17 protein-coding genes are annotated in these 22,084 nt (G+C 55.2%); 4 read left to right on the forward strand and 13 right to left on the reverse strand.

The features are described 5' to 3' along the window. The 8 genes from BM083_RS22095 to BM083_RS23880 form a co-directional block, all read right to left on the reverse strand. Positions 1–289: DUF7342 family protein (locus BM083_RS22095; RefSeq protein ID WP_281244262.1), on the reverse strand; the 289-nt coding region annotated here is incomplete at its 3' end. Positions 290–365: 76 nt separating this feature from the next. Beyond that, positions 366–1,598: a phage NrS-1 polymerase family protein gene (locus tag BM083_RS22100; RefSeq protein WP_089872731.1), complete on the reverse strand. Its 1,233-nt coding sequence runs from the start codon at positions 1,596–1,598 to the stop codon at positions 366–368. Positions 1,599–1,931: 333 nt separating this feature from the next. Beyond that, positions 1,932–5,891 carry an ATP-binding protein gene (locus tag BM083_RS22105; protein ID WP_089872732.1) on the reverse strand — a complete coding sequence of 1,320 codons (3,960 nt, stop codon included), beginning with the start codon at positions 5,889–5,891 and terminating at the stop codon, positions 1,932–1,934. A gap of 57 nt (positions 5,892–5,948) precedes the next feature. Then, positions 5,949–6,827 carry a hypothetical protein gene (locus tag BM083_RS22110; protein WP_245756982.1) on the reverse strand — a complete coding sequence of 293 codons (879 nt, stop codon included), beginning with the start codon at positions 6,825–6,827 and terminating at the stop codon, positions 5,949–5,951. A 176-nt stretch (positions 6,828–7,003) separates the two neighbouring features. Further along, a complete protein-coding gene (locus BM083_RS22115; protein WP_089872734.1) occupies positions 7,004–8,914 on the reverse strand; it encodes a VirB4 family type IV secretion system protein in 1,911 nt (636 codons plus the stop codon). Between the two features lie 2 nt (positions 8,915–8,916). Then, positions 8,917–9,966 carry a TraC-like domain-containing protein gene (locus tag BM083_RS22120; protein WP_089872736.1) on the reverse strand — a complete coding sequence of 350 codons (1,050 nt, stop codon included), beginning with the start codon at positions 9,964–9,966 and terminating at the stop codon, positions 8,917–8,919. Beyond that, complete coding sequence (locus tag BM083_RS22125) at positions 9,963–11,699, reverse strand: TrbL/VirB6 family protein (protein ID WP_089872739.1); 1,737 nt, start codon at positions 11,697–11,699, stop codon at positions 9,963–9,965. The genes BM083_RS22120 and BM083_RS22125 overlap by 4 nt, the downstream gene beginning before the upstream one ends. A 28-nt stretch (positions 11,700–11,727) precedes the next feature. Next, the gene (locus BM083_RS23880) at positions 11,728–12,069 is read right to left on the reverse strand and encodes a hypothetical protein (RefSeq protein WP_245756983.1); all 342 of its coding nucleotides are present in this window, start codon (positions 12,067–12,069) and stop codon (positions 11,728–11,730) included. Positions 12,070–12,313: 244 nt separating this feature from the next. On the opposite strand from BM083_RS23880, the gene BM083_RS22135 reads away from it, so the two are divergent. Together BM083_RS22135 and BM083_RS22140 are read left to right on the forward strand one after the other, a co-directional pair. After that, the gene (locus BM083_RS22135) at positions 12,314–12,508 is read left to right on the forward strand and encodes a hypothetical protein (protein ID WP_089872741.1); all 195 of its coding nucleotides are present in this window, start codon (positions 12,314–12,316) and stop codon (positions 12,506–12,508) included. 124 nt (positions 12,509–12,632) lie between these two features. Continuing rightward, positions 12,633–13,007 carry a helix-turn-helix transcriptional regulator gene (locus BM083_RS22140; RefSeq protein WP_245756984.1) on the forward strand — a complete coding sequence of 125 codons (375 nt, stop codon included), beginning with the start codon at positions 12,633–12,635 and terminating at the stop codon, positions 13,005–13,007. A 167-nt stretch (positions 13,008–13,174) separates the two neighbouring features. Here the strand turns inward: BM083_RS22140 and BM083_RS22145 are convergent, their stop codons facing one another. Then, on the reverse strand, positions 13,175–13,663 hold the full coding sequence (locus BM083_RS22145; RefSeq protein ID WP_177197746.1) for a DUF5518 domain-containing protein: 489 nt from the start codon (positions 13,661–13,663) through the stop codon (positions 13,175–13,177). 164 nt (positions 13,664–13,827) lie between these two features. Further along, positions 13,828–14,112, reverse strand: a complete 285-nt coding sequence (locus BM083_RS22150) for a PadR family transcriptional regulator (RefSeq protein ID WP_089872803.1) — start codon at positions 14,110–14,112, stop codon at positions 13,828–13,830. A gap of 713 nt (positions 14,113–14,825) precedes the next feature. On the opposite strand from BM083_RS22150, the gene BM083_RS22155 reads away from it, so the two are divergent. After that, a complete protein-coding gene (locus BM083_RS22155; RefSeq protein ID WP_089872743.1) occupies positions 14,826–15,047 on the forward strand; it encodes a hypothetical protein in 222 nt (73 codons plus the stop codon). A gap of 354 nt (positions 15,048–15,401) precedes the next feature. On the opposite strand, the gene BM083_RS22160 is transcribed toward BM083_RS22155, so the two are convergent. From BM083_RS22160 to BM083_RS22175, 3 genes are all read right to left on the reverse strand, one after another. Continuing rightward, positions 15,402–16,067, reverse strand: a complete 666-nt coding sequence (locus BM083_RS22160) for a hypothetical protein (RefSeq protein ID WP_089872745.1) — start codon at positions 16,065–16,067, stop codon at positions 15,402–15,404. A gap of 62 nt (positions 16,068–16,129) precedes the next feature. Further along, positions 16,130–16,534: a hypothetical protein gene (locus tag BM083_RS22165; protein ID WP_089872747.1), complete on the reverse strand. Its 405-nt coding sequence runs from the start codon at positions 16,532–16,534 to the stop codon at positions 16,130–16,132. Positions 16,535–17,332: 798 nt separating this feature from the next. Further along, positions 17,333–19,807, reverse strand: a complete 2,475-nt coding sequence (locus BM083_RS22175; protein WP_089872749.1) for an ATP-binding protein — start codon at positions 19,805–19,807, stop codon at positions 17,333–17,335. 102 nt (positions 19,808–19,909) lie between these two features. Here BM083_RS22175 and BM083_RS22180 point away from each other — a divergent pair, with 102 nt between their 5' ends. After that, positions 19,910–21,958, forward strand: coding sequence for a DEAD/DEAH box helicase family protein (locus BM083_RS22180; RefSeq protein WP_089872751.1), 2,049 nt, complete (start codon positions 19,910–19,912; stop codon positions 21,956–21,958). The last annotated feature ends 126 nt before the right edge of the window (positions 21,959–22,084 follow it).

Consider the following 22,084-nt stretch of genomic DNA (forward strand, 5'->3'; position numbering starts at 1 on the left):
CCGTATGTTCGGTTCGGAGCCGGTCAACTTGCCGCCATTCGAGGTAGTCGTCGTTGCGACGATACGTGGCTGGGTCGTCGCTTGCTTTCTTCACAACGCCGGTCTCTGTGAGGAAGCCGAGGTACTTCCGTGCGGTATCCGGCGCAACTCCCGCCCGGTCTGCGATGTCTGCGACACGCAGCGGTTCAGCGAGCTGGAGGGCGACGTCGTAAATCTTCTCGACCGTCGTCCGACCGTCGAGCTCAGCCTCCCACTCGGCGGCGAAATCAATCGACGATGGGTCACTCATGGCGTATGCGTGTATATTCGGTTGGCTGACTAATATAGTTGTCTACAAGCGCAGTATACTCTTGTGAAGGCGTCGTTTATTCCCCGAAGAGTCGCTTCGTTCGACCCCACAGCGACGTCGCCTCTGACTCTGCGTCGTCATCAGTCGCCTCCGTGCGTCTATCGTCGTTGACGGCGTCAGACTGCCTGGGCTGCACTGCATCGGCATCAGTGAGCCGTGCCACTTCTGTCTCGAGTTCGTCGATACGTTCGTCTCGCTCCTCAAGCGTTGCTTCGAGGGTGTTCACACGCTCTCGCAGCAAGCGATTCTTCTCCACGAGGTATGCTCGACTACGCGTGTTGTCGGCGTCGTCGCTATCGGTGGTGGGTGCGTCTATCTCTGCCTCTTTCGACCGTGGTTCGTAGAACTCCGACGTCCGTTCGATCGCACGTTCGATGGTCTTCTCGCCGTACGTCGACCCGTCGGCGTAGTGCACTTCGTCCCACTTCTCGCGAATCAACTCCGACTGGCGGAACAGTTGGTCCATTTGGGTCGTGTCGCCGCCACTCCAAAAGGCCAGTATGCAACACAACGCCATGTCCGCTTCCGAGTTACTGTCGTAGCCACTGGTTGAGCCGTTCCACAGTCGGTCGAACTTCGCGCCGTTCGAAGCGCTCTTCGCTTTCTCTAAGAGGGTGTCGTCGTCGAGTGACGTGCTAGATGTGGTCTCCTCACATTCCGTTACACGCGTAGGACTGTCTGTTGCCTGTGCAGGTTCTTCGTCGGCGATATACTCTCGGTGGATTGCTTCTAGAGCGTCTTGTCTCTGCGACACCTCGGTGGGCGTTCCTGTCACTCGGTCGCCGGTGACAGTGAAGAAGCGCGCTGTGTCGTAACACTCGATCTTCCCTCGTCGGTTGCGGCCTTCCGGCAAACTCCCCTGAATCAGTACGTGATACCCCGTTCCCGATGGTGAGACTTCCGTATAGGAGTCCAACCGAGTGATGATGTCCTTCGCGTCGTCGTCAACGTCTCCCGTTTCAGGGTCGCGGCAGTCATCCAAGTCGACGCCAACGATTGGGTCCGCCTCAGTGAACACGAACCCGACGCCGTCGGCCCGGCCACGTTCGAGATACGCAACTGCAGTCTCAAAGTCTGCCCACGTTTCTGGGTCCGTCGACGACGCGAACGACCCCACCCCTGGGACCACCGGAATCTTCGTCGCTTTCCCGTCGCGCTCCGCCCGTCGCCAGCACACCCACTGGGGTCGGTCGACTAATTCGTCGGGTATCGATTCCTGTGTCAGCATCTCGGTAGGTTCCTCACTCATTGGGTATCTCCTCTGGAAGCCGCGCCCCTTTTGGCGCCAGAAAAAATCCCCCCGCGTTCGCTTCGCTCACTTCCAACGCCCTCACCCCCCTCTATACTAGTTGGTTTTTGCCGTAACAGAATCACCAAATACGCAATAGAGACGCTGAGATACAGGCGTACGCCATGTACGGCATTTTTCTGAGCAGGGGTCAGTGTTACGGCATTCTCGGTTTTGCCGTAACACCACGCTGTCTTGCGTTTTTGCGGATTTTCGCGAATCGCAACCGCCGGTTGGCGTAACGCCATCGTGAAATGCGGTAGAGTCGCGTTTGAAGGCGTACACTGCCTGATTTCAGCATTCATCGTCGACACTCCGATTTGCGAGCGAAATCCCCTTGTAGCACCGAATCGCCTCCCCATCGTGGCGCTCAGTTGTCCGCTCAAATTCTATCTGATTACTGAGGCGTCGGCTGAACCAGCTCGGTGAATCGGGAGTAATCTCGTGTTGTTTGGCCCACGATTCATACGTCGAATAGACGTCTGCAGCGGGGACCGAACTGCCCTTCTCTTCGACAATCCACTCGGATATGAACTGCCCAACGATGGCATCGGAATCGTCTTTCCAGTTTTGAGGTGGAGTTTCCTCAGACTGCTCGGTATTCCCAAGGATTGTCTCAAGAGGCCTCGTCGATCCGTCCCTGTAGACGACCGGTTCATCATCTTCACGGAGAGTGACGATTGCGTAGCTGTCTGTGCCATATGTCGGATTCGTCAACTCCGTTGCTGGGATGAACGGCTGTTTGATTGTGGCCCAGTCAGCTTCGAGTGCCGCTTTCGACTCATAGACGTGAATTTCCCCACGTTCATAGACGAGATACTCCTCTACCGGGTGGTCGTAACTGTAGGTTGCTGGCACACGGTCCTTCGTCACGTTGTCCCAGCCAGAAGCACGAAGATACTCTGTACCACTGCCATCGCGGAGGACAATCTCGTCTCCCTCCTTCACCCACACAGAGCGCTTCGAGTCGTCGCTCCCGTTCACTGGCCGGATGGCCGTCACGCCACCGTGCTCAGTTGCTCCGCCATTGAATGTCAACGGCGAATCGTGCGTATAGAACCGCGTCTCTCCGTTTGCAAGTTCACGAACTGGGGGTGAAAGGATGGTCTCGATTCGTTCAGCCCAGTAGGCCTCTGTCTCACCTGTTCGGACAACAAAGAGCGGAACTGTGCTCTCTGCTTGTGCCTTCTTGAGATTCGTGAGAACCTTCGTTGGGTACTCTGGCGTCGTCGTCTCGACCTCGATCGCGAACGGAGTTTCGAGGTCCGGATGTGTCGCTCTCGCGTCTGGTTTCTCACTGCCGTCTTGCGTGAGAATCGAGACGGTGAACCCCAGCGGTGACAACGCCTGTTCGATCTCCAAGAGCGCATCATCGTGATCGCTCCCACCGGCAGATCGCACATCGCCCGTGTCGGGTTCGGCTTCGATTTCTCCAGCCTCAGTGAGTCGGACGATGAGTTCGTCGGCGTCGATATCGACCGTGGTGTCGAGCAATCGCGACCGCTTGCGTATCTCCGTGAGTTCCTCATAGGCCGGAGGCTCTGCGTCGACCCGCTCGTATAACTCCCGCAGTGTCTCGTCGACTGTCTCGACATTCACCCACTCGTTGTCGTCACGAACGCCGTTGCGGAGTTGCACACTCCGGACGGTTTTCGCGATGGCGACGTCCAAATCGTCGGTGTGCACATCGAGCAACTCGCCAAGTTCGTCTGGCGTCGTCGCCGTCGGCTGGCTGGTGTCTCGAGGAACGCCGAACTCCTCCTGTGTCCGTTCGTGCACGTGAGACAGTGCGTCTTGGAACCGCTGTTCTTCGACGCCCGTGAGTGGCGCCTCACTCTCCGGGTGGCCCGCTGGAATCGGGAGGGGTTTAACGTTGAACGGGTATGGGCCAGTTTTGCCGAAGGTTGGACTCGGGAGTTGGGCGATCCACTCACCCCGTGGCAATGACCGAATCCGATTCGCGAATGCCTCGGGGTCCAACTCTTCGTGGGCCATTGCGTTCGCGAGTTCGCGGTCGACGTTGATCTTCCCGACGAGCAGCGTTCCGATGTTGTTGAGCAGGTTGAGGTAGAGTCGTCGGCCACCCTCGGCTTGCATCTGCTCGGGGAACTGCATCGCGAGTCCCACCGAGAGTCGGAAACTCCGACCTTTCTCAAGCATGTTGTTGAGAACGTCAGAGGCGGCCACAGAGGCAGCCTCGTCAATCATGAGGTTAACCACGTAGTCATCGTCCCGACGCGCTAGGTCGCCCTCGTGCGTCCGGAGTGCGTCTTCCAACATGGCGAGGATGAGTCCAGTCAGCAATTTCGCCGCTTCGTCGCTCAAACCACCAAGGTCGAAGAGGATGACCTGGTTACTGTCGAGGATCTCGTTGAAGTCGAGTTGCTGAGCAGTGTTGTTGAAGATTCGACGGAGATTGGTGTCTTGGGATACATATGCGAGACGGTTGTTCAGCCCCGTGAGAATCGTCGAGAACGTCTTCGCATCCGTGTTGATCTTCCGACGGAGTTCACGCTGGGCGGCGACGTCGGTCGTCTTTGGGAGGGCCGCCTCGTTCGGTTCGGGTGGGCCAGCAGCTGCGAGTTGGTCCGACGCATTCTCGAGTTGTTCGTGGCCGAAGTAGTCCTCGCTTTCACGGTAACTCCCGTTCTCACGACCGTACTCCTCGTCGAACAGCGCCTTGATGAGCGACTCGATGAGGATTGGGGAGGTGGCTGCCCGTCTGAACAGGTCTTTCCCCATCACGAGTTCGAGAATCTGCTTGTACTGGTCGGCTTTCCGCTTGACGGCGTCCGTCCGTCGAACCCCCCGTGAGAGATCCGGCCGGAGGTCGAAAAACGAGAAGCCAGGCAAGATATCGGGGACGGTGAAATGCAAGACGTTCTCCTCGAGATCATCCATCCCGAAGCGCCGACCGTGCGCACGCATGTAGTTCTCCGCCAGCCCGTCGCCCTTGTGATCAAGCACGATGACCGGGCCGTCAGTGGTGGCAGACGCCGAGAGGATGTCGTTGAGCAGTGCTTTCGATTTCCCACCACCCGTCGTCGCCGCCCGGAGATAGTGCGTGACCAACGACGACGTCGGAATACACACTGGGTCGTCTTCGGGCGTCCCATTCTCGTCGACGGCGTGGCCGATCGCCATCCCCTCACGAAGGCTCTCCATGTGGTCGTGATGTGGCAAGGGCAGTGAACTCCGACTCTCCTGTTCGGAGCGCGTTCGTCGCGACCCCTCAACGCTCAACTCGCTTCCCGACGGAATGGTAATGAACGGCGCGAGTTCGCGGGAATTACAAACGAAATCCGGTGTCGTTCGGCCCCGGCCAGTCACGAGTTCTCGGTCCAGCAGTTGGTCGAACACAGCGAGGGCGTGTTTCCGTTTCGACGACGCACGATGTCGATTCGCTCGCAAGCGTTCACGTTCGACTTCGTAGAACTCCCCACCAATCGAATCGAAGACCGTCATGAGGTCGTCGAGTTGGGCGTCGACTGGTTGCTCGTCGACATCGACTGTGGGAACGGAAACGGCACGAAGATTGACAGTGAAGGTTCGACGGGGGTTCTTGGCACTGAGTTCCTCAAGTCGTTGAGTGGCCCCGTCGCTCAGATGCTGTTCTTTCTCGGCCAGCGTCCGTGTGTCTGTGAACACAGCGTCGACGGCTTTGTCCATCAGCGTGTCCGTCTGATTCCGAAGGTCGAGCTTGCGACCCTCGGCCGTCGGTGACCAGTCGGGTTTGCGCTGGAACAACACTTGGAAGACGGTGGGTGCCTCGACGTCAGCGAGTTCGTCAACGAGTGAAACGAGTGGGAGTGACAGGTCGTCGTCTGCGAACGGTTCGGCGTCGTTCCGCGTGAGCAGCATCATCCAGTCGTCTTTCCGCATGCTCGACCCTTGCCATCGCACGCCGCGTGGTGAGAGATCCTCACGGGTGATGTCCTCGGCGACGAGTTTCGATTCGACGTCGAAGGATTCTCGCGAGAGGTCAAACGACGACGGATAGATTCGCGTGAGGCGTTCTTCGAGCGTGTCGAGATGCCTGTCGGCGCCGTAGTAGAACTCGACTGGTTCGTCGACGCCTTTGCTGAGGACAAGAAACTCGAACGTCGGTGGCGTCGTCGAGTGCAGCGGGTTCAATCGTTGCGTGAACGAGGATTCTTCGGCTGTGAGTTTGTGCAGACTCTCGAGTGCGGTCGGAATTTGCGTGGTCGGGAGTGTCTCCGACGTGGGCGTGACCCGAATGTACTCGCGGGTCATTCGAAGGTTCCTCGCTGGGGGGTGTGAGTTACTGGGTAGTGCGGCTGTCGGGGTGGATTAGTTGTCGTCATTGTCGCGGATGCGAAGGAGTTCGAGCAGGCGGTCCTGTGCGGCGATACACTTGTCTCGAAACACCCGGTCGTGGGGGAGTCGAGCGATGATGTAGGCGGTACTAATGGCTGGTGTGAGGGCTGCGAGGAGCGGCGTGGTGAACGTCGGAAGCGAGGCGGGGGGACCGACGGCAAATGCGGTCAGTGCGAGGACGAACCCATAGCGGGCTGGGAACTCCCAGAGTTCACGCCGGGGCTTCCAGACCATCCGAACGAGGTCTAATCGGAGTGCGTCTTTGATCTGGTAGGCGATGCCCACAGAGCCGATAAACCAGAAAATTCGAGCGCCGAATTGTCGACCCATCGGAGCGCTCCCGACGGCGACGAGGATGAGTGTGACCGCCCCGTACAGGCCGATGGCAGAGTAGACGGCGAGGGTGTACCACTTCGGGGGGTTCCACTCACCAGCCCAGCCTGTGGGGTCGTTGCGTTCTCTCTCGGCGACGTGGGCGAAGTAGATGAGGCCGAATAGCCCAGTGAATGCCCAGGCGAGTGTGTTTCTCGGCGTGTTGCTTACGGTGGTGATGGTTGTGATTGCTTGGTCGAACCACTCCATGCCCGTGTTGGGAGAGACGAATAACGCGCCAACGACGGCGGCAATCGGCGGGATGAGTAGGAGAACGCCGATGAGGAGGATTGTGAGCACGCCGAGGCGACGCGCAAAGAGGAAACGCGCTGTCGGGTCAGTGACGTAGTCGCGAACGGAATCCGGGAAGTTCCGTAGCTTCCCACGGAGCGACGTCGGTGGTTGTGGTTGCTCTGCTGCACGCTTCTTTCGAACGGCTTCCTTCCAATCATCGCGCTCTTCGCAGTCACGACAAAGCACAACGTGATTTTCGACAGTGAAGACGTTGTCATCCAAAAGGAGGACGTTGAAATCTCTAATGTCCTTTCCATCGACAACCTTCCCACAAGCCTCACAGTGAGAGCTTTCTCTTCCCAGGGCTTTCTGGAACATACCGGCCATATCGTAGTCCGGTGGGGGGTTGTCGTCCGGCATGGCTACATCCTGTGAGTGTTGTTAGGAGGTTCGTCAGACGTCTCGATTAGCTGTGCTTCTTCCTCGAGTGCAGTTACTTTGACCGGGTACGTCCCCTCATCTTCGACCGAGACGAGTGCATGGCTATATCCACGGTCCCTGTCACCCGGCTTTGCGTTCCGAATAAACTCTGCCTCTCGGGAAGTGAGTCCAAGCTTCGCCCGGTTCTCTTCGGAGAGACCCGGGAGCCGATAGAGAATCTTCATCGAGCAGTTGTTCGCGATGGTCTCCGCTCGTGGGTGGACGAAGAAGTCCTTGAGTTCCTGTGTCACCAGATGAATGCTCAAATCATAGTGACGAGAGTGCCGTGTGGCACGGTCGAGCCACTGGAGGCTGCCTTCGTGTTCCATAAGGTAATGCGCTTCGTCGACGGCGAGGATGACGCGTTTGTCCGTCTCTTTGGCTCGCTGGTAGACGCTGTCGAAGAGCAGCTGCATCATCAACGCGATCTCACGATCGGCCTCGCCTTGCTGGAGGTCCAGATAGACGACCTTCTCATCGGAGATGTTGACTTCTGTTTCACCTGCGAGGTTCGAGAACTCGCCGTTGCCCATGAACGGACGCATCGCCATTCGGAGATCGGCGGCACGTTCTTGCCACTTCTCGACCTCTAAGTCAGTTGGGTCGGCAGCCTCGGTGTCAACTGAATCGAGGAACACCGCTGCGTCCTCTGCAATCTCGGCGAGGATACCGATTACATCACGGATGGTTGGACTCGCATTGCCGTGTGTGGAGGGGTCCGATGTGATTCCGTTGCGGCGGTAGGCCTCTCGAACAGTGGTGCCGAGGACGGCACGCTCTTTCTTGTCGAGGCCGTTGCCGACGTGGGCAAAGAAGGTATCAAAGAAGCCCATAACGCTGCTGAAACGCTGGCTGAACGGGTCGATGTCGGGAGCGTCTCGCAGCACGTGTGTTGGTGTTTGCTTGATTTCGAGTGGGTTCAATCCTCTGGTGCCGCCGACCACGATGTGCTCGCCATCGAGAGCGTCAGAGAGACTGCGGAAGCCCTCCAGTGGGTCGATCATGATGAGAATCGTGTCGGGGTCCTTTGCGAGTTGCCGCAGATTCAGCAACTTCGTCCCGAACGATTTTCCCGAGCCAATCTTCGCGGCGGTGAGGATGTTGTAGCCGTTCTCGCGGTCGAAGCGGTCCATGACGACTGGGGCGTCCGTTGTCGCATGGTAGCCGACGAGTACGCCGCTTTCTTCGATGAGGGTACTTGCAGAGAACGGGAACAGTGCGCCAGCGGCTTTCCCCAACATCGGCGTCGTCTGTCCGAGCGTGTCTTTCGCAATTGGACTGTTGCTCACGAGCCCCTCGTCTTGCGTGTAATCGACAGACTTCGTGACGAGCCGCTTTTTCATCAGCTCCGATTGTAGGCGGTTGGTCGTCTCTTGGACTTCTTTCCGGGTGTTGCCGCGAATCGTGAGATAGACGGAGACCTCGAAGACACGCTGGGAACCATCGGTGAGTTGGGCAAGAACTTCTTTGTGGTCCTGCAATCGGCGTTGCGTGGCGCCAAGCGAGGCCCCGCCACGCTGTTGTTTCTCTCGTCTCGTTGCATCAAGGTCGGTAATTGCTCGCTCGAACTGCTTTATCGCCTGCTCTGACTCACGCGGGCTTGCGTGAATCGAGATGTCGATATCGGCGCTCGGATGCGTTGTGAGCATATCGAGTAAGCCGGGAGTCGCTGCTGCCGGGAAATCTGCAAAGAACAGCGTCTTCGCCCAGCGCTCACCCGTCCGCGCGATGTCGGACTCGAGTTTGATGCTTGACGGGGCGACGTTCTGCGCGTGTACCCGGTTGTGATCGTCAGCAGCGTCGACGGCGTTCGCTTCGAGACTGGTGAACCGCTCGATGAGTGTCTTGAGCATTGTTAGAACCTCCCCGAATCGTCGCCGATCACGACGGGGATCGAACGAATCCGCTCGTTCCGCTGTCCGGCACTCGGCCCGTAGTGTGTTCGTTCGCCACTCCAGTACTCCTCCAGTAGGGCAGAGAGTTCGTCGGCTGAGACACGCTCTGCGTCACAACCTTCGAGGTCACGAATCCCGCTCTCGACTGCCCGGAGTCGGCGTTCGAGTTCCTCTTTCTGTCGCTCGCGAATCTCCTCGTGAGTGAGGTTGGTGCTTTCAGCTCCCAATACTCGGATACACCCACCAATCATTGGGAGGTCACAGAGCTTTGCCAGTGCACCGCGATCAGCGAGCTGCACTTCGCGGATACTGACGGGGATGAGAATGTGATACTCGCGAACACACGTTCCACGACTCTCGAACTCTGTGGGGAACTTCTCTCGGTAGACGCTAATGATGTCGCCGAGCGCTGGGTTCTCGACGACGTCGGGATCATCCAACCGCTTGTCGTATCCGGCTGTGATTCGTTCAGGTTCGACGGGACGGGCCGTCGAATGAATCTGTAGGTCGAAGTCAAGTGCGTTCAGCACACTGCCGAAGGAGTTGGCCATCGATTCCCACTCTTCGTCAGTCGCGAGCGAGAGGTTCGCTGGACTCACTCGGAGGGCGGCGACGAGGTCACCATCAGTACGCTCAACCAGGTTCGACACTGGCAGAATGCGCTCAACCTGTGTGAGCGAGTCAGTCTGTTTGGCAGGTGTGTCAGCGACTGCGGTTTTAGTGTGTGCTGCTCGTGAAAACATAATCATGTCCGCCAGCCACTGCTGGGGCGATTTGTGGGAAGGTGTGATGAAGACGAATGCGGCGGTCATCAACAGAATACCACCCGCTAGGAGAATACCGACGACGTTCAGCCACTGCGGCGTCGCAAGGAGAATGAACCCACAAACAACCCCAGCAGGGATGAACAACTTCAGATCGTTGAGACTGTAGTCGATTTCGATACCGAAAATCTCGTCACTCGCTCCGAACTCATCGAGAATTCGCCGAGACGGATCGCGATGGCTCATTCGTTCTGCCCTCGCGTGTTGAACACTGTTTCTCTGCTCTCAGCATTCTGTTGGGCGTACGAATACGGACCACCGTACCGATTACTACTCACTACGTCTCGGACATCGTAGAACTGCTCGTCGTCGGCACCTTGGAGTACAAGTGTTTCCTCTGGGAATATCTTATCGAGCCGTTCGTATCCCGTATCAAGAGTCCAGTCACGATTTGAACTCGTCCCACCAACCCCTTTGAAATCCCCGTTCGAGAGGAAGTATCCCGTTCGGTAGTCCTGTTCACTATCCAACTCTGATCGTGCTGCAACCTCGTTCAAGGAAACACCAGAGGGAATCCGGGTATCGCTGAAGGATTCGCTCGAAGTACCAGACGAACTCGAGGTACTCGAAGCGCCCACAGCACCCATACTCGTCGTCGCCGAGGTACCACTCCGGGCAAGCCCTCTCGAGGCACTCCCCAGAGCACCAGCAGCACTTGTTCCGGTCGCGCCAACAGCGCCAGTCGAACTCGTATTATCGCTGGAGAACGGCGAACCTTGGATCGGATCGACACGTCCACTTGCAGCTGACCCGGCAGCACTCGTGGCTGCACTACTTGCCTTCCCAACTTTACTGGAGGCACTCGCGAGACTCGTCGCCGACACGGCACCGAGCACACCAGCGGCCATCGATGAGAACGGACGCATCGAGCGCATGCCGACGAAGAGCATGATCGGCGATAGGAGTGCAATGACCCACAAACACAACGTCAAGAGCGCATAGACACCGAGGCCGGGCACAATCGACGCCGGGCCAGGCATGGCACTTCGAGCGGCATTGATGACGGGATAGCCGAAGCCCAACACCAACGCTGTCGGGAAGGGCAAGAACGAGACGGTGACGAACAAGTCTCGGCCAATCTTTCCAACGTTGGAGACGATGCTGAGTGGCCCGAAGTCGACCAGTGAGAGGGCGATGAAAATCGGGAGTGCGGGGGCGAAGATGAACACCGACACCCACGAGAGCCCAAAGACGAGCGCGATCATCAGGAACAACACACCCGAAGACAACCACACGAGAATAATTCCAAGGCCGCTCGCTGCAGCATTCCCTCCGACTGACCCGAGGTCGGCGACGAGGTCAGCGCCATCAGGGGCGACGGCGAGGATCATCCCCTGTGAGAGATGTAAGATGACGGCCGCCCACATCCACGAGGCGAGGATGAAAAACAACCCGAACCACCCTTTTTGACGCAAGGTCTTGCTCCGGTGGGCCGCCGCCGACCCACCCGGGAGAATCGTCGTGAGTCGAAGGACAAGCATCCCGAAACCCCACAAGGCGAGGCCGATTGGCAAGCCCTTCGTGAACCACATGTCGTAGGCGGTGCCCATCGGGGCGTTCGTCGGGCGCTCAACGAGTTCTATCTCGCCGTCGTCCATGGGGACGGGCCGAGAGACAAGGAACTCGACGGCCCACTCGGCGACGTCGCGAGCGAACTCGAGGAAGCCTTGGGCGATTGCGCGGACGGCGTCGACGACGCCGTTACACACCTGTCCGCTCACGGGGTCGATGCCACTACAGTAGCCTGCTTCTTCGTTCGAGTCGCCGCTTTGCTCCTCACCAGTCGGTGTCTGTTCGGGAGTCGTGCCGAGTTGCGCGTGGCTTGTCGGCGTCGCCGCCGCAGCGAGCACTGGGACGACCCCAGCACTCACAACGAGCGTCAGTGCAACCACCACTGCGAGTCGTGAGTTACGTGTCATGGAAGGGTGAATCGTGGCGTGAGTGCCCTCAGAAGAAGGGGACGAGACTGATACAGTCCGAGATGGACGTTCCCGTGAAGCCGATAAACATCTCGATGACGACGGCAAACAGCGGCGTCGTGATCGCACTTGTTGCAGCACGATTCCGCCAATTTTTGAGCGTTTGGACGGATTGAGGGTCCTTCGGGAAGGCTGCAGCCGTGTGGAGGATGTACGCGAGAATCGACGCCCCAATCATGAGCGTCCCAACAATGAGTGGGGCAGCTTGATTGATTGTCTCGGCAATCGGAGTGCCACAAACGCCGCTACCGACACCCTCCTGAGCAGCGACGGTCGTGCTCGCCGCGACGAGAAGAGCTCCGGTAGTCACAGCGGTCTGGCAGCCGACTCTACCAATTTGTGACATGAAGTGCTGTTCACTCGATGAACAGCTGTTCGATTCTTCTAATTCGAATGTCTCAGGCAAGACAGAGGTTGATTTCTTTGACATAATGTCGTATTCTATTTGATAGATTGGGGTTGTATTACTAGTAACTATCGGCCAAATTTAACATATCTGACTGAAAGACTGTCCCAAATGCTTTTGTGCTGGTGCTGACCAGTGTGGGCCGGTAATGACACGACCGAATGCCGATATTCCGGAGGGGGTTCACGGGAGTATGAAAGAGCTGGGGAAGATGTATGGAATCTCGACGGAGGAGGCCTACATTCTCGCGTGCAAAGTGCTGTTGAACCTTGAATCGGAGATTGAGTACAACCCCGATGGAGAATTGGTGGAGACGTTTCTTGAGAAGCACGCGAATCGGTAGAGGAGGATTGGACAGCGGGTTCGAAACACGTTAGCTGGCAGGATACGCTGACTGGTCTGTCGACTCGATACGAGTGTCTCCTGAACCTATGTGACTATACGCGCCGACGCTGGAAGAGTGAGATATGGCTGATTCGGATTCGGATTCACCGGAGGACCAGACGGCGTCCGATGCAGCGGACAGTAACCACGAGATAGACTTTGAGGCGTATAATCTTCCAACCGACTTGACGGCCTTTCAAGCGTATCTCTTGTGTCTCATTTATCGCTTCGATGTTACAGATGGAGCGGTCTTGCAATCGGCGCTTGAAGCACTCTATCCCGAACCAATCAACCATGGGCGACTGTATCCGAGTCTCGATCGGTTGGTCGATGCGGGATTGGTAAGCAAGCAGACGAAAGACACGGACAAGCGATACAGAGAGTACACGCTCACCGGACGTGGGGAGTGGGTCGTCGACGAGTATGCGCAGTTCGTCAAAGAGATGGTCGGTGTCTGAGTTGGCGGATTGAGTTGCGACGGTAGGTCATCGTTGTGTGAGCACTGCTGCGTGTGTTGTCGACGTCGTCAATAGGGAGAGTACATTTCGTCTGTTCAAGCGACGACAGAGCCACTCTCCGGCTACGCTCCGTTCAGCGTCACCAAGCCCACTGGATGGTGGGTGATTCACTTCGTTGTTTGGTTATCAACGGTATCGGCAGCCTCGTCGTCGGGAACTGAGGCGTACGTCGCGTCGGGGGATTCTTCTGTGGCACGTGCTTGAGCCTGCGATTCGGCGTACATCGCACCAAGATACCCGCCTACTGCACTGAGGCCGAGGATGTACACTGCGGCGATCAAGAGCATAAGCCCGATCATGATAATGACGAACATTGGACCGGCGAACTCGCCAGTGGTGAGCGAGCCGAAGGACATGATGGTGAACATGAAAAAGAACACCGCTGCCAACGGGAGCGACGCGAAGATTCCCGAGACGAACCCAACTCGTGTGCCACGGCTCGTCCCTTCGTTGTGCAAGTAGCCTGCGACGGCCCCACCGATGAGTGGTGAAAACGGGATGAAGGACGTAACGACGGTCACGACGGCGCCCAACAGTGCATGGAGGTAGAAGTTTTCTCCGCGGGAGGCGACGTCTCTGGTGGATGCTGTTTCCATACTACTGTATTGGCTTGTGTGCGTAAATAGCGGGCTTATGAGTACCATCTTGTGAGAACGTCTCAGCTGTGACCAAGGCTAGAGATGGCAGAGACTCGATATTTTTCCATCAAAGCGTTACGCTGAAGCGTCCGACTCAGGGCAGAGGGCTGACTAAAAGAGTGTCAGGCTGGCAGTGCTCTGGATTCCGATCGCATCCACTCCAGTCGCTCTTGAATGGTCAGTTTCCCCTTTTCGGTGATTTGGTAGTAGTTTGTGCGGCGGTCATGCTGACCTTTTTCGAGTAACCCATGTTCGACCAGCGTGTCGAGGTTCGGGTACAACCGCCCGTGTTTCACCGATGTGCCCATCGCCGCTTCGATGTGGTCTTTGATGTCCTGTCCCGATGGTTTCTCGAGCCCACTCGCTATCACGAGGAGGTCTCGCTGGAACCCCGTCAACCCAAACATTTCGTTCATTCCCATTCCCTCCCTACATAGATTGCATTCTGAATACTTAGTCATTCATCAACATCATATCTCAACGAATTGTGGGTGATTTTTGTAATTAAGGGGGAACTGAATAACTAATTATCCAGATTCACTCTTGTAACGGCATTTCGTGTCGACCGGTCTTGGCGACGACTCGGGTGGGTCCGTGAGACAGACGACCCACCTCCTCCGCTGTCAGGCGTTGATACCACTCACAAAAATACACATCCAATACAAACCACTTCGTTAACAAACAGGCCGTTAACTTGTTGTCTGAGTGTCTGAAACTCCTGTTTGCGACATCCACTAAATATGGAGTCGTGTGTCAGAGGCACCTCCCTTTCCACGCTATTCAGTACGCCCCAGCGCAGGATGACGATACTCTACCGACTCACTGGATGATGATTCTACCAGTATACCCCTGAGGAATGCCTCTGGATGTCCGTCACCGGCGGCCGTACTGAACGCGGCCACCCAACGAGCAGTCGCATGGCTCTGTGCTGAAAAACTGGCTCGGGCTTGTCTGAGCGAGAGCGGCATATCTCACGTGTCCGTCGAAGGCAAGGAGACGACGTCGCCGAAAAGAGTGGCCGTAAGCGCGCGCCTCGAGTAACGCTGTAGTTGACAGTCACCGACTGAATCGACAAAACGACCCGAACAATTTCGTGTCGAAGTTGCCTACAAGACCAGTAATGCGGAATCCAACCACCACACTCACACCGTCACAACGAACGGCCTTCGACCAACTCACCCAGCATATCGATGCTGAAACCGACCCAATCAGTTCCGAGACAGCAGTGGGATACATTACTGACGGCGGGTTTGAACGGCCAGAGGCACAGGACCTTCTCGAACAGCTGTTGCTAAAGGGATATCTGTACGAATCAACACACGGCCTCAAAATCACGAAGTGACCTTGGTGTCGCTGTGGGCTCGAGTGGGTATCCTCGGAGGGTCTCGCTATGTAAGCAGCCACACCCGAGGTGGACACCCTTGAGGCAACCCGCGTGGCTACTGGTGGTACAGAGACGTCATTGTTGGTGATCCGTGATTCAGCCATTGAGTCTGAAGTGTCCGCATCGAGGCAACGACCAGCGCGGCTCGTGACAGTAGATATACTTGCAAAGAATTGTCACAGCTGGCCACTACACGTAACCGCGTGAGGGACGAAGCTTGGAATGCATTCCCCCGCTGCGCAGTCACAATCCCGGGAAGGGTGGAATGCGCATGGCATTCCGGTTTTCACGACGCCCTCTGGCCAAGGGCGTTTAGGCGTCGTCTCGTTCCAACCGATACTCAAATACCATATACGAGACGGTGTCCTCGCTGAACTCATTTGCCCGCACTATAGAAGCACCCCCAAGCCCGACCGTGATTATAATCATCGGTAGCAGAGCAAGTTCTGGGACCGAGAGTTTGATGATATCTGCATCGTTGAGCATGACTGAGATAACGTAGAGGAATGCCAGCAAGAACATTGCAACGCCGGTCCCTCTCATCGCGAGATATAGTGCTTGTAGCCGGAGGGTCCGATTTCGCGAAGTTGACTCTAGTTGAGCAAGAATCATCTTGTATATTCTCTTCCATGCATCATAGTTTGCATCAAGTTCGAAATCTTCTCGAACGTTTTCAACAAACTTGATGTCCATCGGAGTTGTTTCATACTCTGACTCTTCCTCTTCCGTGATTTGGCGCATCCGAGTCTCAAAGGCATCGCTGCCGCTAATTACGTATCCCCCAATCGTCTGAAGAAATTGTCCTGATGCGAAAGCCAGTATTACCCAAACGACCAAGTTCCCGATCTTCAGTTCGGTGGTGACGATGCCGCTGCCAACGTACGGTATCATCACCCCAATTAAAAATAATGCACCAGGAAAGAAGCTCGAGAAAATATCATATAAGTTGAACTGCGCAAATCCCTGCTGTCCCTCCATTTTATATCAACACAACAGCCCAACCACAGTTATTTATTTCGGAGAGTTGGCAATCTTCCGAGCTAGACCATACCCGCAGGAACCTTTCCTTGAATTCTCTTGATAGCTTCGTTGAGGCGATCTGTATTCACATAGTACCGTCCTTGAGCGTTCTCTACGATACCCTCCTGCTCAAGTCTTCGTAGTTTTGGATACAATCGCCCTAATCCAATCTCACTGTATTTACTCACTTCCATCGGCGTGAGAGAGGCGCTATTAGAGTCGTTTACGAGTTCACGCCAGGCTAATTGACCTAGCAAGATTGTGAGGATTTGATTTTCTTCGTTCAGTTGCTGATAAGGCTCTTCGAACCGGAATCGATTTGGTTCTGGAACAATCCTCAAATACGATTTCAGTGCTCCGATTAGCTTCTCTTCATCCACAGGCATCTCAGGGATGTAGAGCTCGCTCAGGGATTCACTGCTCATACTATCCAATTTAGGTGACGGAATGATAAATTCCTATGGTTCAAAGACCGACATATCTATTAGTGAATAATAATCGTGGTTGACAGTAGGGTATAAGGGAAACTGCATGTCTGTTCGATGACCGAAGAACACATCACTGGTGACGACGAGTCCGTGATGACAGACCCCGCGTCCTGCAGTACGAAGCTGCTAACAGCGACCAGGGTGGCTTTGTGTGGCACCGTCGCCGAGTGACAGACTCGTGAGCAACGCTGTCGACACCCACATGTTTTGGCGTCGTGAGGAGACACCCAGCTAGTAGCGACAGCGTTGACACCCGACGTGAGCGAGGCGATGGACACCCGACTGCACGTCGCCAAGATGGGGAGATGACTGCCAAGTGTCCTCTTAACAGGCTGCTTACGCGAGTAACGCGTTGAGTTCTTCGAGCGCTGCGGCGTCGTACCCACGGATGTCGTAGCGATTTGCGCTGGCGCGCTCTGTGTAGATGTCGATGATTGCGAGATCGACGAGCAGTGTGAGTAGGCGGCCGAAGGTCCGTGACGGGATGGGTGGGGCTTCGAGGTGGGTGTACAGTTGCCGGCCCGTTGGGTAGGGGCGGGTGGCGTCGTCGAGTGCTGTCTGGAGGAGTGGGAGGTACCGTTGGAGGGTGCTGTAGTGTTGTGGGGAGCGGGCTTCAAGCGCCTCGAGTCAGGTGGTGAGCGACGACGCCATCAGTGGGTTGCTAGTGAGTCGTGCGGTGAGGGGGTTCGATGTCTGGTGTTCAGTGGAGTCCTCACCAATATGTCACAGTATCTCCTACTCTGCATCCTCTTCGGGAACCTTCATCATCTGCTCCAAAATAACGTCTGGGTGTTGGAACAGCTCGAATTCCTGTTCACCGCGGTCATAATCCACCATCCCGGTAGAGACAGCTACCGCTTCGATAACGTTTGCAACCTTCTGTTTCTCGATTCCCCTCTCCAGAATATTCTCATCTCCTAACACCATCCCGATAGCAGGCTTGTTAACCGGGTTTTTTGTCTGGGCGTCCCAACCAATATCCAAGATTTCTCTCATTAAGCCGGGCTCTGGCGTTTCCTGCCATATTTCTCCAACGTAATCGACCAGTTCGTCAGGGTGTTGGTCATTGGTGAGTATGTCTACGATTTGTTGGTGGGTAAACCGACGTCGTTTGTGTAACCGGAGCAGTTTCTCCATGGCTTCGTTAGTCAGTAGAGATGCGCTACCATCCATTTCCCGTAGAAGAGCGCTATCCTTGCCGTATTTCCCATCCAACTGGAACTCTCGTGCAATCACAACGGCATGATCACACTCTGCTTCTTCTTTATGACGGGTGACTGTCGCCTCTTTCGCATCCTCGTGATTCACGATGCCTTTCGAGCCCTTTGCTTCCATACAGAAGCGAAGGTTCTTGGAACCTGCTTGTGGTATCGTTAGAACCCCATCTGGTCGATCAGAAGCTCCCTCGTGTCGAGCAGATACGTTGATTTGCCGGAATACGTCGACAATCACCTCTTCATACCGCGACCCGCCCTCGAGAGAAGCATCATGAATCTCGTTGATGTAGTACTCAATCTCATCTCGAATGTAACCAGCAGCACTACGCAGTGCATCGTCGGAAACCTCTTTGGAGATGTCTAACAGTTCTTGTTCGACACCGTGGTACTCCAGATACCCAGAGGCAAGCAGATTCCCAGCGACTGCTTCTCCAAACACTTGTTTGAATTCGTTGGACATCTTGTTACTCTCTTCGAGTGCTTTGAACAGAGGATGTGATTCGTTGATAAAAATGGTTTGATCGTCCGAAGAATAGTACGTGATCTCATCAGATTCGTCATAAGAGCTGAATTTGACGTCGATGGAGCCAAGACCACCCTCAGGAAATCCATCGCTGGATAGTCCTCTGAGTCCTTGTGTCGCATCGAATGGAGCCAAAGTATTAAGTCGGGTTCCGAACGTACGCACCGATTGTTCGTCTTCCTCAATCTCCTCCAGTTTCTGCTGGTCTAATCGGTTGGCCTTTCGACGGCAGTAATTGAACAACGCTTGAATTACCTCTCTTACGAGATGTGTCTCGATGTGTTCCTCAGAGACCTGATTACGTTGAACAAGAATTGCATCGTCAAGGTCCGGTACCTCAATTTCCGCTAGAAAACGACCAAAGTCGCCGTGAGGTGGGTTGTCAAGTCCGAATAGCGGGTCTTCACGATTGACCAACTTTCCTTTCACGGTAATGCGGAACCCGTGATCTTTGAGACCTCTCTTCTTCCGTTTCCCCTTCGTTAAGAGATCTTCGTAGTAGGTTGCCTTCCCCGTGATCGGTCCTAATTCGGGGACTTCGAGTGCACGAACGTCCTCCTTAACGTTATCATACTGGCTTGTTTCCCCGACACTGCACTCATACTTGCTCTCGGGTACGTCGTCCATGTTGTCGTGCTCGTCTCGTTCTTTCCAGAACGACTGGAGTCGGTTCTCGATTTCCCCTCGGACGTCCTCTTCCAAGAGATCAGCAGTGAAGCGTTCGTCAGTATCTGGTTCCCTTCTCGAGATTTTGCTGTTGTCCAGGGATACCTGGAACTGAGCAGAGAGAGGTATTGAGGTGCGAATCATCTGGTGAAGATACTGGGGTTGCAACGCCTTCCCAGTGTACTGTTCTTCGATGTCGTCGACGATGGCTAGGGTCCAAGAATCCCAGTCTTTCTCCCATGGGTTGGGAAGGTTTTTCTCTTCGAAGTACCCAGCAACTACATCTTGAGCCTCATTCAGCCCCATCTTGTGAACATTGAAGCTGGGAGGATTCCCATCATCCCGTTCCTTTATTTCTTCTTCTGAAACAGACACAATACGAACAGTACCATTCTTTGCTGCGATGTGTGTCAGTTTCCGCCCTAACGCAAATGCAGCGAGTTTCCCTACACCAAATTTGCCGATTTGCTGGCGGCCATGCTTCACTCGGTCTTCATCTTCCTGATTGGCTTTAGGGCTCTTTGCCACACTCCAGAGCCACTCAAATCCACCCATATCCATAGAGGAGCCGTCGTCGAGAACAGCTAGATAGTCAGACTCCGACTCAGGAGTGTTAATGTGGCATTCGCTTGCACCAGCGTCGTAGCTATTGCAAACGAGTTCTTCCACAGCTTTCCGTGGGTTCGTGTAAAGCTGTGATGAGACTTGTCGGATGATTTGGTAGCTAACGTCGACCTCGATCGACTTATCTTCTTGTTTACCTCTAGATACAAAATCGTCCTCCAAATCACGGGCAGTAGACATGCTGATACCAATAAATTCTGGCCTATTTAAATTTGTGAGAAGTAATCCAATTTAGCCAACAACACGCTTAACTCGCCTCCGAAACCAGTTCTGCCAACAGCGATGGCTTCCGACGGTACTACATTCGAATCCCTCGATCTCCCTCGTGTCCTCAACACGTCGACCACTGATTTTGTCGAAGAGTTCTATCAGCCTCTTTTGTCGCGTTCTGTCGAGTACAAACGGGGTGTTGGGTTCTTCACAACAAACTGGATAAAATCGGCAGCGAGAGGTATTGCAGAGCTGGCAAACAACGACGGAACTGCCAAGTGGATTACTAGCCCCAAGCTCACCGAAGAAGACTGGGAAGCCATTAAGAAAGGCGAGGAGGCGCGTAGCGACGAAGTACTTAGAGACACCCTCCAGCAGACAATCACCAACTTACGTTTTGACCTCGAATACGACACGCGGAACGCTGTCGCTTGGATGATTGCTGACGGACTCCTCGAAATCAAGCTAGCCGTTCCAACCGAATCACTTTCTGGTGGCGACTTCCACGACAAGTTCGGTATCTTCTACGACACAGATGGCAACCGAGTTGCGTTCCATGGGTCCCAGAACGATAGCCAGCAGGCTCTACGGAACTACGAGGCTTACAGTGTTGATTGTGATTGGCTCGGTGAACGAGACGCAGAAGGCGTCGATACTCATGAACTGCGCTTCGATGATCTTTGGAATGGACGGGACCCAAACGTCAATACGTACACTATTCCGGAAGGAGTAGCAGAGGATATCGCTGAACTCCGAGACTACGACAACCGTCCATACGATACCCCGTTCGACAACCTAGACGACCCAGCCAACGGGGAGAAAGCGGGTCCAGAAATCACGCTCCGTGACTACCAACGCGAGGCCGTGGATAGTTGGTTCGAGAACGACTGCATCGGGCTCTTTCGGATGGCCACTGGCACGGGCAAAACGTTCACCGCTCTCGCGGCTCTCAACGAATATATCGACCAACACGACGGACCCGTTCTCTGCGTAATCGCTGTCCCAGTTACCCACCTCGCCACACAGTGGGCCGAAGAAATGGAGATATTCGGCCTCAAATCACCGCGATTCCTCTTCGGCACAGCGAACAGCGACTGGAAAAGCGATCTCTCTCGGGTTGTGTCGAATATCAAGCTCGGGATTCGGGACCACGATATCGTCATTACCACCCACAAAACCCTTAGTGAGGAGTACTTCCGCGAGAAGGTCAGTAGCATAGATGGCGATGTCATTCTTCTCGGCGACGAGGTCCACGGGCTCGGGTCGGAGGAGCAACGAAAGGGGCTCCTCGAGAACTACACTGCTCGCATTGGTCTCTCAGCAACACCAGAACGTCACTACGACGAAGAAGGCACAGAGTTCCTCTTGGACTACTTCGGCGGGACTGTGTACGAGTACACCCTCAGCGACGCGATTCCCGAATATCTCACTCCCTACGAATATGATCCGATCATTGTAGAGATGACGGAAGACGAGTTAGAGGAGTATCGGGAAGAGTCTCGAAAGCTAGCAACTGCTGCTGGTAGTGACGATGTCGAGGACGAAATCGTGGAGAGGCTTGCAATGAAGCGTGCTGCGATTGTCAAGGGCGCCGAGAACAAGTATCGGCATCTAAGACGCCTGCTCCAGAAGATGAACAACCCGGACCATCTCCTGGTATACACAAACCCGAAACAGATTGACACTGTCCAACAAATTCTTAACGAAGAAGGCATCGTCCATCACAAGTTCACCTACGAGGAGGACGAAGAGACGCGTAAAGAGCTGCTTGAGGGATTTGATGAGGGCCGGTGGGACGCATTGGTGGCGATGAAGTGTTTGGACGAGGGTGTCGACGTCCCGGCGACTAGGCAAGCAATCCTGATGAGCAACAGTGGAAACCCGATGCAGTTCATCCAGCGACGTGGACGTGTTCTTCGGCAATCTGAGGGGAAAGACAAGGCGACGATTTACGACATGGTCGTGGTGCCGTGGTTACACCCGCCCGAGGAGATCGGGACGTCGGAGCAGAACCTGCTCAAAAAAGAACTGGATCGATTTTCGGAGTTCGCTGAGAACGCAAAGAACCGTCACACCGCCTTAAACGTCATCGACAGCATCCGAGTAAAATACCGGATATAGGGGATTCGTGAGACGAAGAACGTCTGCGAACGAATGTATTATGATACGTGGGTATCACGAGTTAGGACATGAAGGACTCGGAGGTACACTCGCTCATCCTCGACCAAACGGATGAGATCGAGGAAG

This window comes from Halogranum rubrum (assembly GCF_900114455.1).
Taxonomy (GTDB): domain Archaea; phylum Halobacteriota; class Halobacteria; order Halobacteriales; family Haloferacaceae; genus Halogranum; species Halogranum rubrum.

What these genes read in the sequence shown, in the direction of transcription:
- BM083_RS22100 (WP_089872731.1), bottom strand. Translation starts at nt 1,598, where the DNA reads ATGAGTGAGGAACCTACCGAGATGCTGACACAGGAATCGATACCCGAC.
- BM083_RS22105 (WP_089872732.1), bottom strand. Translation starts at nt 5,891, where the DNA reads ATGACCCGCGAGTACATTCGGGTCACGCCCACGTCGGAGACACTCCCG.
- BM083_RS22115 (WP_089872734.1), bottom strand. Translation starts at nt 8,914, where the DNA reads ATGCTCAAGACACTCATCGAGCGGTTCACCAGTCTCGAAGCGAACGCC.
- BM083_RS22120 (WP_089872736.1), bottom strand. Translation starts at nt 9,966, where the DNA reads ATGAGCCATCGCGATCCGTCTCGGCGAATTCTCGATGAGTTCGGAGCG.
- BM083_RS22125 (WP_089872739.1), bottom strand. Translation starts at nt 11,699, where the DNA reads ATGACACGTAACTCACGACTCGCAGTGGTGGTTGCACTGACGCTCGTT.
- BM083_RS22135 (WP_089872741.1), top strand. Translation starts at nt 12,314, where the DNA reads ATGACACGACCGAATGCCGATATTCCGGAGGGGGTTCACGGGAGTATG.
- BM083_RS22140 (WP_245756984.1), top strand. Translation starts at nt 12,633, where the DNA reads ATGGCTGATTCGGATTCGGATTCACCGGAGGACCAGACGGCGTCCGAT.
- BM083_RS22145 (WP_177197746.1), bottom strand. Translation starts at nt 13,663, where the DNA reads ATGGAAACAGCATCCACCAGAGACGTCGCCTCCCGCGGAGAAAACTTC.
- BM083_RS22150 (WP_089872803.1), bottom strand. Translation starts at nt 14,112, where the DNA reads ATGTTTGGGTTGACGGGGTTCCAGCGAGACCTCCTCGTGATAGCGAGT.
- BM083_RS22155 (WP_089872743.1), top strand. Translation starts at nt 14,826, where the DNA reads ATGCGGAATCCAACCACCACACTCACACCGTCACAACGAACGGCCTTC.
- BM083_RS22160 (WP_089872745.1), bottom strand. Translation starts at nt 16,067, where the DNA reads ATGGAGGGACAGCAGGGATTTGCGCAGTTCAACTTATATGATATTTTC.
- BM083_RS22165 (WP_089872747.1), bottom strand. Translation starts at nt 16,534, where the DNA reads ATGAGCAGTGAATCCCTGAGCGAGCTCTACATCCCTGAGATGCCTGTG.
- BM083_RS22175 (WP_089872749.1), bottom strand. Translation starts at nt 19,807, where the DNA reads ATGTCTACTGCCCGTGATTTGGAGGACGATTTTGTATCTAGAGGTAAA.
- BM083_RS22180 (WP_089872751.1), top strand. Translation starts at nt 19,910, where the DNA reads ATGGCTTCCGACGGTACTACATTCGAATCCCTCGATCTCCCTCGTGTC.